8 protein-coding genes and 1 pseudogene are annotated in these 17,092 nt (G+C 59.7%); 7 read left to right on the top strand and 2 right to left on the bottom strand.

Annotation, left to right across the window (positions count from 1 at the left end):
• Positions 1 to 88 precede the first annotated feature (88 nt).
• The 4 genes and pseudogenes from ACCD02_RS04970 to ACCD02_RS04955 form a co-directional block, all read left to right on the top strand.
• Positions 89 to 316: pseudogene (locus ACCD02_RS04970) on the top strand (hypothetical protein); the annotation flags it as partial.
• A 533-nt stretch (positions 317 to 849) separates the two neighbouring features.
• The gene (locus ACCD02_RS04965) at positions 850 to 2,793 is read left to right on the top strand and encodes a T6SS phospholipase effector Tle1-like catalytic domain-containing protein (RefSeq protein ID WP_413299000.1); all 1,944 of its coding nucleotides are present in this window, start codon (positions 850 to 852) and stop codon (positions 2,791 to 2,793) included.
• Between the two features lie 175 nt (positions 2,794 to 2,968).
• A complete protein-coding gene (locus tag ACCD02_RS04960) occupies positions 2,969 to 5,089 on the top strand; it encodes a putative bifunctional diguanylate cyclase/phosphodiesterase (RefSeq protein WP_413298998.1) in 2,121 nt (706 codons plus the stop codon).
• 90 nt (positions 5,090 to 5,179) lie between these two features.
• Complete coding sequence (locus ACCD02_RS04955) at positions 5,180 to 5,926, top strand: SDR family oxidoreductase (RefSeq protein WP_413298996.1); 747 nt, start codon at positions 5,180 to 5,182, stop codon at positions 5,924 to 5,926.
• A 131-nt stretch (positions 5,927 to 6,057) separates the two neighbouring features.
• On the opposite strand, the gene mapR is transcribed toward ACCD02_RS04955, so the two are convergent.
• On the bottom strand, positions 6,058 to 7,488 hold the full coding sequence (gene mapR, locus ACCD02_RS04950) for a GntR family transcriptional regulator MpaR (RefSeq protein ID WP_413298994.1): 1,431 nt from the start codon (positions 7,486 to 7,488) through the stop codon (positions 6,058 to 6,060).
• Between the two features lie 44 nt (positions 7,489 to 7,532).
• Positions 7,533 to 8,951 carry a cytochrome c oxidase accessory protein CcoG gene (gene ccoG, locus ACCD02_RS04945; RefSeq protein ID WP_413298992.1) on the bottom strand — a complete coding sequence of 473 codons (1,419 nt, stop codon included), beginning with the start codon at positions 8,949 to 8,951 and terminating at the stop codon, positions 7,533 to 7,535.
• 516 nt (positions 8,952 to 9,467) lie between these two features.
• On the opposite strand from ccoG, the gene ACCD02_RS04940 reads away from it, so the two are divergent.
• From ACCD02_RS04940 to glgB, 3 genes are read left to right on the top strand one after another with little or no spacing between them, the layout of a single operon-like run.
• Complete coding sequence (locus ACCD02_RS04940; RefSeq protein ID WP_413298990.1) at positions 9,468 to 11,504, top strand: alpha-1,4-glucan--maltose-1-phosphate maltosyltransferase; 2,037 nt, start codon at positions 9,468 to 9,470, stop codon at positions 11,502 to 11,504.
• Positions 11,505 to 11,517: 13 nt separating this feature from the next.
• Positions 11,518 to 14,841, top strand: a complete 3,324-nt coding sequence (gene treS / locus ACCD02_RS04935) for a maltose alpha-D-glucosyltransferase (RefSeq protein WP_413298988.1) — start codon at positions 11,518 to 11,520, stop codon at positions 14,839 to 14,841.
• Positions 14,841 to 17,069, top strand: coding sequence for a 1,4-alpha-glucan branching protein GlgB (gene glgB, locus ACCD02_RS04930; protein ID WP_413298986.1), 2,229 nt, complete (start codon positions 14,841 to 14,843; stop codon positions 17,067 to 17,069). The genes treS and glgB overlap by 1 nt, the downstream gene beginning before the upstream one ends.
• The last annotated feature ends 23 nt before the right edge of the window (positions 17,070 to 17,092 follow it).

Here is a 17,092-nt window from a genome sequence, read left to right as displayed (position 1 = left end):
TTTGCTCTCCATTAAATGCTCGCCCAAGTCGTCGACAGAGAGGTTTAAGCCGAATTAAACGGTGCTTATATTCGGGCAGGGCCACCCGATCCGCCTGCTGGAAAAAGCCCAGGTCACCACGCTGGACGACGGCGACAGCCGCTACCGCGTGGAAATCACCGCCCCCGACGGCCTCAACCTGACCTGGCACCTGCGCACCGAGCTGGGCGCGGGGCCGTTGGCGTTGCTCAAGTTGCGCGGGTTCAAGTTGCCGAAACAAATTTTTCTCGAGAGCGGCGAGGCGGGTGGTTCTTATAAGCGCGGTGGCAAGGTATGAGTAAGCGGGCTCTCGCTGTTATAGGGGGAGCCTGTTGGCTTCAATCCAAATGATCAGTTATCCCCTCGCGAGCTGCCCATTTGTATGTAGGATTATTCCGATAATACAGAAGAGTTTTCCTAAGTATCAGTATGGCTATGGATTAGTTGCCCGAGATAATTCAATGTTGCGTGGATGAGTCATCGCATCTCAAGTCCTGTAACTAATCTGCTGCAATAACATGGCGATTTATCTTTTCTAACGACTTCCATCATCGTGGCAGCCCTTCACAAGGCTTGACCCGTAAGCTTCAAATGACGATCAAGCCCTCTAGCTCGAGGCTTTTCTGTGCCCGCAGGCGGGCGCTGCAGCCCTGCATGTATGTCTGAAAGATAAATAACCGTTACGCAGTATCCATTCGTAACACCCGCATTAAAAAGTGTCGGGGAGGAAGGGTTTCTGGCTGTATGTATAAAACATGTATTAATGAGCCGGTTTACGCACCGGCGCCTTTCCCTCGCGAAGGGCGATTATCCGTTGATCCACAACAGGTCATGGCAAATTACTATAAACAAGTGGGCGAGGTTGGTTCGTCCGGTGAGTCACTGGCGCCGCGCAACCTGCATATCAGTGTTTTCTTTGATGGTACCCGGCATAACGAAACCTACGATACCCGCCAGTCAGTGCCGCCATGTCCGACCAACATTGCCCGGCTCTATCACGCCACACTGGTTGAGCCGCAGGATGGCTACTTTGCGTGTTACATCCCTGGTGTCGGCGCGCCATTCCCTGATATCGGCGAGCTGGACTTCACTACTCTGGGTATGGCCTTTGCCAATCGAGGTGAGGACCGTATCAACTGGGCAATGTTGCAGGTGGTCGACGCCCTGACAGTCGCCTTGACCGGGCAGTCGCTACCGGCAGAAACCCTGCAGGACAAACTTCGCGCCATGGCTACCACCTGGCCTTTGACGGGCCTGGGCAAAGGACGGCGGCGCCGTGCTCTGGCGTCGCTGCTCAAGCCATTGCGGGCCAGACTGGTAGCCGGTCAAACCGCACCCGCGCAGATCAGGCTGTATATCTATGGCTTTTCCCGTGGTGCGGCCCAGGCGCGAACTTTTGTCAGTTGGTTGAGCGAACTGCTCCCGACCCCGCGTGCAGCTGTGCTGCCTCAGCAGCAGGTACTGGGCATACCCTTGAGCATTGAGTTCCTGGGCCTGATTGATACCGTGGCGTCGGTGGGCAGTGCTCGTGCCACGCCTTTTACCGAAGGGCATATGGACTGGGCCGACGGCACTCAGTCACTGCCCGACAGTGCACGCTTTCCAGGCTTGATCAAGATGTGCCGCCACTATGTCGCGGCCCATGAGCAACGTTTGTGTTTTGCCCTGGACTCGATTCGCTACACCGATGGCTACTATCCCGACTTTGGCCGGGAGGTGATCTACCCCGGCATGCATTCCGATGTCGGGGGTGGCTATGCGCCGGGTGCTCAAGGCCGGGCTCGTGGCGGGCAGAGCGATTTGCTGTCGCAGATCGTGTTGCATGACCTGTATGCAGCCGCGTTTGCTGCAGGAGCGCCGCTTGCGGTGGTTGGCTTGCCGACTGAGCTGGAGCAGATACAGCCATGGCGCCAGATGACCCAGGGCGTGCAGCAGGAGTTCGAGATCAGCGCACAGCTTGTCGAACGCTTCAATGCCTGGCGTGGCACCTTGAGCATGCACGAAGAGGCCCGTTGCCCTGCCACGGCAAGCTACGAAGTCACGCGAATGAGATGCAGCCTTGAAGAGATTCTGGTCGAGCAATTGGGTTGGCTGACCGGTTGGCGCATTGAGCGTTATGCCCGTGGCAGCTATGCCAATCAGCCATTTTTCGGCCTGGCCACGCAGACCAATGCTTCCCGGCAGGCCGAACTGAGGGTCGAGCGTCAGACCGAGATCGAGGCCATCAAGGATCAGCGCAGGAAGATCCGTGGTCAGCCCGATGAGTTGCAGATTCTCAAGCGCTTTATCTGCCCGCCACCTTATCAGCCCGCCATCGACCAGCAGCAAATGCGTGAAGCCGCCATCGAGTTCGAGCATGACTATCACGGTTGGCGACGGAATCAGACCAGTCCGGCGGGCTGGGTAGCGGACGTCCTGCTCAAGGATACGATTTACCTGCTCACCGACGCTGACGAGCGGCGCGAGCACAAGCAGATCAAAATCATCGGCGAACAATGTCGCGAGAAACTGTTTGATGAGTTCACGCCACTGACTCGTGAGCATCGGGCCGCATTGGTAGCCTTGCTTGACGACCATGTACATGACTCCCGTGCCTGGTTCCTGCACGACACCATCGGTTCCCGGGAGCTGTGGGGAAATTATTTCCGCTATCGGACGGTGATTTTCGAGAGTCGTACCAACAAGTGTGTGACGTCGGCCAAGAAGGTTGGACGGATGGTCGGCGTTAGCCTGGTACTGGGCGCGTCTGCCGCAGTGGCAGGGGGGCTGGCTTAAGCGTCTTCGCGTCGACGGGGAGGGGGAGAAGGCTGAGATAGAAAGGGCGACGACGGGTGGTGTGGCAAAGAGCCATATTTTCCGTCGGAAAACCTCTACAAGTTCTTTGGCTCTTGTACAATTGTCATATTATCGCGTGCATGGAGGCTCATCTCCTCGTGGGTCTTTCCAAACTATGATCGGCAGCTACTCTCCCTCCCTCGTCTCTATTTCCACCCTGGTGGCCATTCTTGCCTCCTATACCGCCCTGGATCTGGCCGGGCGCATCGCCTCGGCTCGCGGCCGTGCTGCCTGGTGGTGGATGGCCGGTGGGGCGTTCTCCATGGGCGTGGGCATCTGGTCGATGCACTTTATCGGCATGCTGGCCTTTGAGCTGCCCATCGATCTGGGTTTCGATCCGGGCATCACCCTGTTGTCGTTGCTGATTGCCATGCTCTCGTCCGGCTTCGCCCTGTGGCTGGTCAGTCAGCCGGAGCTACCCAAGGTGCAGCTTGCACTGGGAGCCCTGTTCATGGGAGCGGGTATCAGTGCCATGCATTACACCGGCATGGCGGCCTTGCGCATGGAGCCAGATCTCACCTACGACCCCGTTTGGCTGATTCTGTCGCTTGTTATCGCCATCGTCGCCTCGGGCGCCGCGCTATGGATTGCCTTCCACCTGCGCCAGCAGACTCCCTGGGTCAAGCTGGTCCGGGGCGGGGCAGCGGTGATCATGGGGCTGGCCGTTGTCGGTATGCACTACACCGGTATGCACGCGGCGAACTTCGCTGATAACAGTTTCTGTGGCGCATTGATCAACGGCATCCGCTCCGATGGCCTTTATGGCCTGGTGCTGGTGACCTGTCTGGCAGTTCTGACGATCACCCTGATGGCCTCGATTCTCGATGCGCGGATGGAGGCCCGTACCGCCGAGCTTTCAAGCTCCTTGCGCAAAGCCAACCGTGAGCTGACCCACCGCGCCTTGCACGACCCTCTCACCGGCTTGCCCAATCGCGAGCTGCTGGCACAGCGCATCGAAGAGGCGATCCAGCGGGTTAGCGGCACGGGCGGCTGTTTTGCCCTGATGTTCATGGACCTGGACAGCTTCAAACCGGTTAACGATGCCTTTGGCCATCATGTCGGCGACCAGTTGCTCTGTGACGTGGCCGCGCGCCTGCGCGGCAACCTGCACCATGAAGATACCCTGGCCCGCATTGGCGGCGACGAGTTTGTCCTGCTGGTGGAGTTACGCCATGCCGAGGATGCGGCGTCCATTGCAGCCCGTCAGGTCAGCGTGGTCTGTCAGCCGTTCGCACTGGCGGAGCATACCGTGCAGGTCTCGGTCAGTATTGGCATCGCCGTTTATCCGGGTAAGGGCCATAACGCCCATGAACTGCTGATGAATGCCGACGCCGCCATGTATCACGCCAAGGCCGCCGGCAAGAATGGCTACAGCTTCTTCGAAACCTCGATGAATACCGATGCGCGCAACCAGTTGCAGTTGTTGCAGGACCTGCGCCTGGCCCTGCGCGAAAAGCATTTCTGCCTGTATTACCAGCCCAAGTTCGACGCCGCCAGCGGCCTGCCGGTAGGCGCTGAAGCCTTGCTGCGCTGGAATCATCCGGAGCAGGGTCTGGTCCCGCCGGACCGTTTTATCGGCCTGGCGGAGAAAACCGGGCTGATTATTCCGATTGGCGAATGGGTGCTCGATGAAGCCTGTCGACAGATGCGTGAATGGTACGAGCTGGGTTACGTGCAATGGCGCATAGCAGTGAATCTGTCGGCCTTGCAGTTCTGCCACGCGGGGCTGGTCAATACCGTGGCCGCGGCACTGGAACGCAACCGCCTGCCGGCCAATTGCCTGACCCTGGAAATCACCGAAACCACTGCCATGAGCGATGCCGATGCGAGCATGGAGGTGTTGCAGCAATTGGCGGATATGGGCGTAGACCTGTCCATCGACGATTTCGGCACGGGTTACTCAAGCCTGATGTATCTCAAACGCCTGCCAGCCAACGAGCTGAAAATAGATCGTGGCTTTGTTCGCGATCTGGAACAGGACAGCGATGACGCGGCGATTGTCTCGGCGATCGTCGCCATGGGCCAGGCGCTGAACCTGCGTATCGTTGCCGAGGGTGTGGAAACTGACCAGCAGCAAAGTTTTCTCACCCGCCTGGGCTGTGACTCGCTGCAAGGCTATCTGCTGGGTCATCCGCTGCCGGCACAGCGCTTTATTGCCGATATTCATAGCGGCGAAGCCCGTCGGCTGACACTGGCGAGCCGCGAGCAGTCGACCTCGTCGAACGGTGGTTTTTAACGCCGTTCGCTGGCACGATGCTCCTCAGGGTCTGCGCTGCCGTTCCGCTTCCGCTATCCTGTGTATCTGTAACTGTTACGAGATCTATCCATGGAAAAAGTCCTCCTGATCACTGGCGGTTCTCGTGGTATCGGCGCGGCCACGGCGCTGCTTGCCGCCCGCCAGGGTTATAAAATCGCCATCAACTACCTGTCTGATCACCAGGCCGCTGAACACATTTGTGCGCAAGTACGTGACCTGGGCGCCCAGGCCATTACCGTGCAGGCCGACGCCAGCAATGAAGACGAAATCATTCGTTTGTTTGCCAGGGTCGATGCCGAGCTGGGGCCGGTTACCGCACTGGTCAACAATGCCGGGACCGTGGCGCAGTCGTCGCGTCTGGAAGACATGTCCGAGTTCCGCATGCTCAAGATCATGACCTGCAACGTGATCGGGCCCATGCTGTGCAGCAAGCATGCGTTGCTGCGCATGCTGCCGCGCCATGGCGGCCAGGGTGGCAGCATCGTCAATGTGTCATCGGTGGCGGCTCGCCTGGGGTCACCGGGTGAATACGTCGACTACGCGGCGTCCAAGGGCGCGCTGGACACCTTTACCATCGGCCTGTCCCGGGAACTGGCGGGTGAGGGCGTGCGGGTCAATGCCGTACGGCCAGGTTATATCTTCACAGACTTCCATGCCCTGAGCGGCGATCCTTCCCGGGTCAGCAAACTGGAGCCGGGCATTCCCATGCAACGCGGCGGTACCGCTGAAGAAGTGGCCGAGGCGATTGTCTGGTTGCTGTCGGACAAAGCCTCTTATGCCACCGGGACCTTTATTGATCTGGGTGGTGGGCGCTGAGGTTCTGCCCTCGTCATTTTGTGGAACCGGCTTTAGCCGGGAAGAGGGCATGGCGGCCGCTACAATTTTATCGATCCTGCCTACGCCTTCCCGGCTAAAGCCGGTCCCACGCGCAGCCCGCACAGGTTTTGTCAGGCTGCGAGCAACGACCGGATAATCCGTCCCAAGGTCTCCATGGCCTTCTCGCAGGTGTCATCCCATGGACTGCCATAGTTCAGACGAATGCAGTTGGCAAAACGCCGGGTTGCCGAGAAAATCGGCCCTGGCGCGATGCTGATGCCCTGCGCCAGGGCCATCTTGAACACCTTCAGCGAATCCAGCTGCTCCGGCAGTTCCACCCAGAGAAAATAGCCGCCCTGAGGCTGGCTGACCCGGCTCTGGCCCGGAAAGTGGCGGGCGATGGCTGCGAGCATAGCCCGTTGCTGGTCTTCCAGTGCATAGCGCAGTCTGCGCAGATGACGGTCGTAGCCCCCGTGTTGCAGATAGTCGGCAATGGCCGCCTGGGCCGGCATGGAAGGTGACAGTGAGGTCATCAGCTTGAGCCGTTCGACCTTCTGGGCATAACGCCCGGCGGCGACCCAACCGACCCGATAGCCCGGCGCGAGGCTCTTGGCAAACGAGCCGCAATGCATCACCAGCCCCTCGGTGTCGAAGGCCTTGGCCGGTTTCGGTGCGTGCTGGCCGTAATACAGCTCGGCGTAGACGTCGTCCTCGATGAGCGGCACCTGATGCTCACGCAGCAACTCCACCAACGCCCGCTTGCGTGCTTCCGGAACAATGGCACCGGTGGGGTTCTGGAAACGGGTCATGCACCAGCAGGCCTTGATCGGGTGCTTTTCCAGGGTCTGGGCCAATACTGAGAGGTCGATACCATCCCGTGGATGCACGGGAATTTCCACGGCTTTGAGCTTGAGCCGTTCCAGCACTTGCAGGCAGGCGTAGAAGGCCGGGGCCTCAATGGCCACTAGATCGCCGGGCTCAGTCACCGCTTGCAGGCAAAGGTTCAAGGCTTCCAGAGCGCCGTTGGTAATCAGCAGTTCTTCCATGGGCAGCATCAGGCCGCCGACCATGTAGCGCAGGGCGATCTGCCGACGCAGTTGCGGATGCCCCGGCGACATGTCGGTGACCACCATCCGCGGGTCCATTTCCCGGCTGGCAGTGGCCAGTGAGCGCGACAGGCGTTGCAGCGGGAACAGCAGCGGGCTGGGGAAGGCCGAGCCAAACGGCACGGTGTTGGGGTCCTTGATCGAGTCGAGGACCGAGAACACCAGCTCGCTGACATCGACTTCGGTGGATTCATTGACCGTACTATGGGCCTGCGGCTCCTGGAACAACTGCGGGGCATTGCCGACGAAGCTGTTATTGACGAAGTAGCCCGAGCGCGGCCGGGCACTGATCATGCCCCGCCGTTCCAGCAGGTAATAAGCCTGGAACACCGTGGACGGACTGATGCCGTGGGTCTGGCTGGCATAGCGCACCGAAGGCACGCGCTGGCCGGGGCCGAGCACGCCACTGCGGATCAGCTCGGCAATGTCATCGGCATATTTCTCGTAGCGCTTCATGCTGTCTGGCGCTCTGCTTGATGGGGATGGCATACGTTACTCGATCAACGGTTGAGCGGGGCAACGAATCGACTCGTCGCGGTGCTTTGAATATCGGGCTGGTCCAGGTCGATAATCTGGAAAGTGATCGCCTGGGAGCTGCTTTTCGGCCGTTCGGCCAACAGGGCGACGGAGACCGGGAAGTCGCTGATTTCTCCAGCGTTCAGCGCCATTTCGGTGTTGCCGTGCAGTTCGAAGGCATCGCCGCCATTCATATCAACCAGGCTCAGGCGATAGTGCTGGCTCTGCTGGGTCTTGTTGATCACCTTGAGGGTGTAGATATTTTCGATCTGGCCCAGCGCGTTCTCCCGAAACAGGCCGCGATCCTTGTTCACGTCCAGAGACACCATGGGTCGCTCATGCAGTGCCAGGCCGAGGGCGCCGATCATCACAACCAGTACGCCGACATAACCGAGCAGGCGAGGGCGCAACCAATGGGTCGTACCTCCCAGCAGTTCTCGCTCGGAGGCATAACGGATCAAGCCATGGCTGTAGTTCATCTTGTCCATGATCGAGTCACAGGCATCGATACAGGCGGCACAGCCAATGCACTCCATCTGCAGACCGTCGCGAATGTCGATACCGGTGGGGCAAACCTGTACACACAGCTGACAGTCGATGCAGTCGCCCAGGCCCAGCGCCTCCGGATCGGCTTCGCGTTTGCGCGGGCCACGGTTCTCGCCGCGGGTTGTGTCATAGGAAACCGCCAGGGTGTCCTGGTCGAACATCACGCTCTGAAAGCGCGCATAGGGGCACATGTGCATGCACACGGCTTCGCGCAGCCAGCCGGCATTGAGGTAAGTGGCGCCGGTGAAGAACAGCACCCAGAACAGGCTGACGCCGCCCATTTGCAGGGTCAGCAGTTCATGGGCCAGTGGCCGTACGGGAGTGAAATAGCCGACGAAGGTCAGGCCGGTGAGCAGGCTGATCAAGAGCCATAGCGTGTGCTTGGCCGAACGCCGCAGCAGCTTGCGCATTCCCCACGGCGCGGCGTCCAGCTTGATGCGCTGGTTGCGTTCGCCCTCGGTGAGTTTCTCGCACCACATGAACAGCCAGGTCCAGGTGCTTTGCGGGCAGGTATAGCCGCACCAGACCCGCCCGGCAAATACCGTGATGGCGAACAGGCCGAAGGCGCAAATGATCAGCAGGCCCGAGAGCAGAATGAAGTCCTGGGGCCAGAAGGTCGCGCCAAAGATATGGAACTTGCTCTCGGACAGATCCCACAGCACCGCCTGACGATCGCCCCAGTTCAGCCACAATATGCCGAAGAACAGCCCGAACAGAAGACCGGCACCGGACAGGCGCAGGGTACGGAACAGGCCGGTAAAGCTGCGGGTGTGGATCAGGCCGCCGCGTTGCTTGAGGCTGGCTTTTGCGGGGGCGGGGTCTTTGTCCAGAAGCTGCGCGGGAATTCGCTGATTCATGATGGGACTCACAGGTTGCAATCGAATGCATGCACTGTGAGGGGCAATCTGTTTGCAGAACAGATTCAGCTTTTCTAATTAAAACCGTATCAGATGTTTTAAAAGCAATGGAAAAGCCCTTTGGCAGCCAGGCTTGGCCGCGAAGGGGCATGCCTGACGCGAAATATGCGTCGTCATACTGGCCTCTTCGCGGGCAAGCCCGGCACCTGCAGGGATCTCATCGGGTCAGACATTTGGGGAAGGCGATAATCCGTCATCGACGCCGTACGGACATTGACCCGCATCAGGCTTCTTTCTTGCTTTGCCTTTGTCAGCGGGGAGGTTGGGCTACGCTCCACCCGCGTCGAGGAAAGCTCTTTGAACTTTTCTCATTGAGCAGCGTTCGGACTTTAGTGGGAGCAGGGCAGGCAGGTATCCCGATTTGCCCTGGCTCGATTGATATTCACTGCACGGATTAGCAAAAGAGCGCCGCGAATGCTCCGTACTGGAGCATTCGGGCGTGAGGAGTGACGCTCGATGAATGTGACTGCCGACCAGCCTTATGGCCCGGATTCCCTGGCTACCGATGTATCCCGATCGACTCGACCCTTGCCACTCACCCAGGCCTTGCAACTGCCTCGCATTGTCATAGAGGACACGACGCCGGTGATCGAAGCCGGTTTGTTCGCGGCCAAGGCGATTGTCGGGCAAACGGTCACCGTGACCAGCAAGGTCTACGCCGACGGTCATGACAAGATGGCTGTACGGGTGTGCTGGCGCGCGGCCGATGAGCAGGAGTGGCAATCGGCGCGTTTGCTCGAACTGGGCAACGACAGCTGGATTGGCGAGTTCGTCCCGGACAAGGTCAGCCGTTATGACTTCCGCCTGGAAGCCTGGATCGATCAATACGCCAGCTACTGCTACGAGCTGGAAAAGAAATTTCACGCAGCTGTGCCCATTGAACTGGAGCTGGAAGAAGGTCGCCTGCACCTGTTGCATGGCGCCGAGCGCAGTCAAGGTGAGTTGCGCGGGCAGATCGAAAGCGTCCTGCAGCGCCTGGAACAGACCGACCTCGACGGTCGCGTAGCCTTGCTGCTCGACGGTGAGACTGTCGCCGCCATGGCTCAGGCCGACCCCCATGCGTATCTGAGCCGCAGTATCGATTTCCCTCTGGATGTGGAGCGCGAACGGGCGCAATTCGCCAGTTGGTACGAGTTGTTTCCGCGATCGATCACCGATGATGCCAAGCGCCACGGCACTTTCAATGACGTCCACTCGCGACTGCCGATGATTCGCGACATGGGCTTTGATGTGCTGTATTTCCCGCCGATCCATCCCATTGGCCGCGCCCATCGCAAAGGCCCGAACAACTCCTTGACGGCGGGACCCGATGATCCGGGCAGCCCTTATGCCATTGGCAGTTCCGAAGGCGGCCACGAGGCAATTCACCCGCAACTGGGCTCGCGTGAAGATTTTCGCAATCTGGTCGCGGCGGCGGCCGATCATGGTCTGGAAATCGCCCTGGATTTTGCCATTCAGTGCTCTCAGGATCACCCTTGGCTCAAGGAGCATCCGGGCTGGTTCTCCTGGCGGCCGGACGGCACCATCCGTTACGCGGAGAACCCGCCGAAAAAGTATCAGGACATCGTCAACGTCGATTTCTATGCGGCCGATGCCATTCCCGGCCTGTGGCTGGAACTGCGCGATATAGTCCTGGGTTGGGTCAATGAAGGCGTGAAGATCTTCCGCGTTGATAATCCCCACACCAAGCCGCTGCCGTTCTGGCAATGGATGATCGCCGATGTGCGCAGCCAGCATCCGGAAGTGATGTTCCTCGCCGAAGCTTTCACCAAACCGGCAATGATGGCGCGTCTGGGCAAGGTCGGTTACTCGCAGAGCTACACCTATTTCACCTGGCGCAACACCAAGGCCGAGCTGTCGGAATACTTCGCCCAGCTCAATGAAGCGCCGTGGCGCGATTGCTACCGACCGAATTTCTTCGTCAATACCCCGGACATCAATCCGCCGTTCCTGCATCAATCGGGACGCCCCGGCTTCCTGATTCGTGCGGCCCTGGCGACCATGGGCTCGGGCCTGTGGGGCATGTACTCCGGCTTCGAACTGTGCGAGTCGGCTCCGGTGCCGGGCAAGGAAGAGTATCTGGACTCGGAGAAATACGAGATCCGCCCCCGGGACTTTGCCGCACCGGGCAATATCATCGCCGAGATCGCCCAGCTCAACCGTATTCGTCGGCAGAACCCGGCATTACAGACCCATCTGGGTCTGCGCCTGTACACCGCCTGGAACGACAACATCCTGTATTTCGGCAAGCGCAGCGCCGATGGCAGCAACTTCATTCTGGTCGCGGTCAGCCTTGACCCCTATAACGCTCAGGAAGCGCACTTCGAACTGCCCCTGTGGGAAATGGGCCTGAACGATGACGCCCAGACCCAGGGCGAAGACCTCATGACCGGCCATCGTTGGACCTGGTACGGCAAGAACCAGTGGATGCGTATCGACCCGGCTTACCAGCCGTTTGGTATCTGGCGGATCACGTCTTCGAACCCGGCTTGAGGAGCAACCGTACATGGCCAAGAAAACCCGGAACGCAGCCTTTATCGAAGACCCGCTTTGGTACAAGGACGCGGTGATTTACCAGGTTCACGTTAAATCCTATTTTGACTCCAATAACGATGGCATCGGCGACTTTCCCGGCCTGATCGCCAAGCTCGACTATATCGCCGAGCTGGGCGTGAACACCATCTGGCTGCTGCCGTTCTACCCGTCGCCACGGCGTGACGACGGCTATGACATCGCCGACTACCGTGGCGTACACAGCGACTACGGCACCATGGCCGATGCCAAGAAATTCATTGCCGAGGCCCATAAGCGCGGATTGCGGGTGATCACCGAGCTGGTCATCAACCACACTTCGGATCAGCACCCATGGTTCCAGCGCGCCCGTCACGCCAAGCGCGGCTCCAAGGCGCGGGATTTCTATGTCTGGTCCGACAGCGATCAGAAATACGATGGCACGCGGATCATTTTCCTCGACACTGAAAAGTCCAACTGGACCTGGGACCCGGTAGCGGGCCAGTACTTCTGGCACCGCTTCTACTCACACCAGCCGGATCTGAATTTCGACAACCCGCAGGTGATGAAGGCTGTGTTGGAGGTCATGCGCTACTGGCTGGACATGGGCATCGACGGCCTGCGTCTGGACGCGATTCCGTACCTGATCGAGCGCGATGGCACCAATAACGAGAACCTGCCGGAAACCCATCAGGTACTCAAACAGATCCGCGCCGAGATCGACGCCAACTATCCCGACCGCATGCTGCTGGCCGAGGCCAATCAATGGCCCGAAGACACGCAACTGTATTTCGGTGACAGCAAGGGCAAGGACGGCGACGAATGCCATATGGCCTTTCACTTCCCGCTGATGCCGCGCATGTATATGGCTGTGGCTCAGGAAGACCGCTTTCCGATCACTGATATCCTGCGCCAGACTCCGGAAATTCCGGAAAACTGCCAGTGGGCGATTTTCCTGCGCAACCACGATGAGCTGACGCTGGAAATGGTCACCGATCGCGAGCGCGATTATCTGTGGAATTACTACGCCGCCGACCGCCGCGCGCGGATCAATCTGGGGATCCGCCGACGCCTGGCGCCATTGGTCCAGCGCGACCGGCGTCGGGTGGAACTGCTCAATAGCATGCTCCTGTCCATGCCGGGCACGCCGACTCTGTATTACGGTGACGAAATCGGCATGGGCGACAATATTTACCTCGGCGACCGTGACGGCGTGCGCACGCCCATGCAATGGAGCATCGACCGCAACGGCGGTTTTTCCCGCGCCGACCCGGCCAGCCTGGTGCTGCCGCCGATCATGGATCCGCTTTACGGCTATCAATCGATCAACGTCGAGACGCAGAACAACGACCCGCACTCGCTGCTCAACTGGACCCGGCGCATGCTCGCCGTGCGCAAGCAGCAGAAGGCCTTCGGTCGCGGCACCCTGAAAATGCTCTCGCCGAGCAACCGCCGCATCCTCGCCTATACCCGCGAATACACCGGCCCGGACGGCAAGACGGAAATCATCCTTTGCGTCTCTAACGTCTCCAGTGCCGCCCAGGCTGCCGAGCTCGAGTTGTCCCAGTACGCGGGCATGGTACCGGTGGAGATGCTCGGTGGCAGTGCCTTCCCGCCCATCGGCCAGTTGAACTACCTGCTGACTCTGCCGCCCTACGGCTTCTACTGGTTCGCCCTGGCTGCGGAAAACCAGATGCCGAGCTGGCACGTGGAACCGGCGCAAAGCCTGCCGGACTTCACCACCCTGGTACTGAAGAAACGTATGGAAGAACTCCTCGACGAACCATTGCGCGGTACCCTGGAAAAAACCTCTCTGGGCCAATACCTGCCCAAGCGCCGCTGGTTCGCGGGCAAGGGCCAGCCCATCGATAACGTGCACATTGCATATGGTGTGCGCTTTGGCGACGCCGAGCGGCCGGTGCTGCTCAGCGAAATCGAGGTTTCGGCGGGCGAGCATCAGGGTCGTTATCAGCTGCCGTTGGGCTTCCTTGCCGAAGACGACTTCAGCAGTGCATTGCCTCAGCAGCTTGCGTTGGCCCGCGTAAGGCGTGGTCGTCAGGTCGGCCTGATCACCGATGCCTTTACCCTGGAGCCGTTCATCCACGCGGTGATCAAAGGCATGCAGGACAATACCGTGCTGCAGAGCAATGATGGTGAGTTGCGCTTCGAGCAGACTGCGCATATGGCCGGTCTGGGTCTCAACGAGGCGTCCGAAGTGCGTTACCTGTCTGCCGAGCAATCCAACAGTTCTGTCGTCGTTGGCGGCGCACTGGTACTGAAGATGATTCGCCGGGTTGCCGCCGGGACACACCCGGAGCTGGAAATGGGCGCCTTCCTCACGAATGCGGGTTATACCCATATCTCGCCACTGTTGGGTTCGGTAGTGCGAGTCGAGGAGGGTGGCGAAGGCAATCTGCTGATGATTGCCCAAGGCTACCTGAGCAATCAGGGCGATGCCTGGGAATGGACCCAGAACAATCTGGAGCGCGCTGTGCGTGATGAGTTGGCCCATGGCTTGTCCGGCCAGGATCAGCATTTCAATGCGCTGCTGGAATTGGCCGATTTTTCCCGGCTGCTGGGTCAGCGCCTGGGCGAGATGCACATGATTCTCGCGGCACCGACCCGCAACAAGGACTTCGTTGCCGAACCGACTTCGCTCAAGGACAGCCAGGCGAGCGGCAAAAGCGTTGCCGCCCAGGTGGAGCGCGCTTTGCAGTTGCTCGAACAGCATCAGGATCGTCTGGAACCGGGCGATCAGCCGTTGGTGCAATCGCTGCTGGGCAAGCGTAAGCAATTGCTGGCCCATGTGCAGGATCTGGCCAAGCGCTCGGTCGGTGGCTTGCGCATGCGCGTGCATGGTGACCTGCATTTGGGCCAGGTGCTGGTGGTCAAGGGTGATGCCTATTTGATCGACTTCGAAGGTGAGCCTGCCCGACCGCTCGAAGAGCGCCGAGGCAAATACAGCCCATTTAAAGATGTCGGTGGCGTGTTGCGCTCTTTCGATTACGCTGCGGCCATGGCTGTACGCAGTGCCCAGAGCGTGGACAGCTCCACCGAAGCGACCGCTGCACGCCAGCGCGTCGCCGAGACCTATTTGACCCAGGCACGGCAGGCATTTATGGAGGGCTATCGTCTGGCCACTGCAGAAATGCCTCACGCCTGGAAAGATCCCAAGGGTGAAAGTGCCGCACTGGAGCTCTTCACCCTGGAAAAAGCCGCTTATGAAGTGGCCTATGAAGCCGAGAACCGCCCAGGCTGGCTGGCGGTGCCGTTACGCGGTTTGCATGGGTTGCTAAGCCTGTCTGATGGAGATGCATGATGACTTCCCTTGATAAGAACGGCGCGGCGTCCCAGCTTTTGCCCGCTGCCGTCGACATGGACGCTCTGATCCGTGCCGAACACCGCGACCCCTTTGCCATTCTCGGCCCCCATGGCGATGGCGGCCAGGGCCAATACATTCGCGCCTACCTGCCCGACGCCCTGAGCGTGCGGGTGCTGGCCAAGGACTCCGGCGAAGAGTTGGGCGAGTTGCCCATGAGTGAGGTGCCGGGCTTTTTTGCCGGGCATTTCGACCACCGCATGCCTTATTTACTGAAGATAAATTGGGCGGGTGGCGAACAGATCACCGAAGATCCCTACAGCTTTGGTCCTTTACTCGGTGAAATGGACCTGTACCTGTTCGCCGAAGGCAATCATCGCGATCTGAGCAGCTGTCTGGGCGCACAGGTCATGTCGGTGGATGGCATCGACGGCGTGCGTTTTGCCGTCTGGGCGCCCAATGCCCGGCGAGTGTCCGTGGTAGGTAACTTCAATAATTGGGATGGCCGTCGTCACCCCATGCGTCTGCGTCATCCTTCCGGCGTCTGGGAAGTCTTTGTCCCACGTCTACAGCCGGGGGAAACCTACAAATACGAAATCCTCGGCAGCCACGGCATCCTGCCGCTCAAGGCCGACCCCGTGGCCCTGGCCACCACCATGCCGCCGGATACTGCCTCGAAAGTCGCGGCTCCCCTGCGTTATGAGTGGCAGGATCAGCAATGGCTGGACAGTCGCACCGCGCGCCATGCCGCCGATGCACCGCTGTCGATCTATGAGCTGCACGCCGGTTCCTGGCGCTGGCACCACGGCGGCGAAGGCGAGCCGGACCGGCCCTATAACTGGCACGAACTGGCCGATAACCTGATTCCGTACATCAAGGATCTGGGCTTCACCCATATCGAGTTGATGCCGATCATGGAACACCCTTTTGGTGGTTCGTGGGGTTATCAGCTGTTGTCGCAATTTGCCCCTTCGGCGCGCTACGGATCGCCCGATGATTTCGCCGCTTTTGTCGACGCCTGCCACCGCGCGGAAATCGGCGTGATCCTTGATTGGGTGCCGGCGCACTTTCCTACTGACACCCACGGGCTGGCGCAATTCGACGGCACCGCGCTGTATGAATACGGCAACCCTCAGGAAGGCTTCCATCAGGACTGGGACACGCTGATCTATAACCTTGGCCGCACCGAGGTGCACGGCTTCATGCTGGCTTCGGCTTTGCATTGGCTCAAGCATTTCCACGTCGATGGCCTGCGGGTCGATGCTGTGGCCTCGATGCTGTATCGCGACTACTCGCGCAAAGCCGGGGAGTGGGTGCCCAACCGTTACGGCGGCCGCGAGAACCTGGAAGCCATCGATTTCCTGCGTCACCTCAATGATGTAGTGGCGCTGGAAGCGCCGGGTGCCCTGGTCATTGCCGAAGAATCCACGGCCTGGCCGGGCGTGACCAACACCACACAGCAGGGTGGCCTGGGCTTCAATTACAAATGGAACATGGGGTGGATGCACGACACCCTGAAATACATCGAGCAGGACCCGATCCACCGCCAACACCATCACGACAGGCTGAGTTTCGGGCTGGTGTATGCCTGGTCTGAGCGTTTCATCCTGCCGATCTCCCACGATGAAGTGGTGCACGGCAAACACTCGCTGATCGACAAAATGCCCGGTGACCGCTGGCAGAAATTCGCCAACCTGCGCGCCTATTTGAGCTTCATGTGGACCCATCCCGGCAAGAAACTGCTGTTTATGGGCTGCGAATTCGGACAGTGGCGCGAGTGGAACCACGACACTGAACTGGACTGGCATTTCCTCGACTACAGCGAACACAAGGGCGTTGTCACCCTGGTCAGCGACCTGAACCGCCTGTATCGCTCGGAAAAGGCGTTGCATGACCAGGACTGCGTGCCCATGGGCTTCCAGTGGCTGATCGGCAACGACTCGGCCAATAGCGTCTATGCCTATCTGCGCTGGAGCAAGGAAGGTGAGCCGATACTGGTGGTGGCCAACCTGACGCCGGTGCCGAGGGAGGGCTATCGCATTGGTGTGCCATTTAGCGGCGTGTGGAGCGAGCTGCTCAATAGCGACGCCCAGACCTATGCCGGTTCCAATATAGGCAACGGTGGTGGTGTACAGGCCGAGGAAATCAACAGCCATGGCCAGCCGCTGTCGCTGTCTCTGGACTTGCCTCCGCTGGCGGTGTTGATTCTCAAGCCAAGGGTGGAATAACAGCAGCGACAGCATCGAATTGC

It is taken from the genome of Pseudomonas sp. Pseusp88, assembly GCF_047303955.1.
GTDB lineage: Bacteria > Pseudomonadota > Gammaproteobacteria > Pseudomonadales > Pseudomonadaceae > Aquipseudomonas.
The sequence above is the reverse complement of the archived record's forward strand: the minus strand, read 5'-3'. Positions and strand labels throughout refer to the sequence as shown.

Bases quoted from the DNA above. Each gene is read 5' to 3' on its own strand.
- ccoG (WP_413298992.1), bottom strand. From the start codon at position 8,951: ATGAATCAGCGAATTCCCGCGCAGCTTCTGGACAAAGACCCCGCCCCC.
- treS (WP_413298988.1), top strand. From the start codon at position 11,518: ATGGCCAAGAAAACCCGGAACGCAGCCTTTATCGAAGACCCGCTTTGG.
- ACCD02_RS04955 (WP_413298996.1), top strand. From the start codon at position 5,180: ATGGAAAAAGTCCTCCTGATCACTGGCGGTTCTCGTGGTATCGGCGCG.
- ACCD02_RS04940 (WP_413298990.1), top strand. From the start codon at position 9,468: ATGAATGTGACTGCCGACCAGCCTTATGGCCCGGATTCCCTGGCTACC.
- ACCD02_RS04965 (WP_413299000.1), top strand. From the start codon at position 850: ATGGCAAATTACTATAAACAAGTGGGCGAGGTTGGTTCGTCCGGTGAG.
- ACCD02_RS04960 (WP_413298998.1), top strand. From the start codon at position 2,969: ATGATCGGCAGCTACTCTCCCTCCCTCGTCTCTATTTCCACCCTGGTG.
- glgB (WP_413298986.1), top strand. From the start codon at position 14,841: ATGACTTCCCTTGATAAGAACGGCGCGGCGTCCCAGCTTTTGCCCGCT.
- mapR (WP_413298994.1), bottom strand. From the start codon at position 7,488: ATGAAGCGCTACGAGAAATATGCCGATGACATTGCCGAGCTGATCCGC.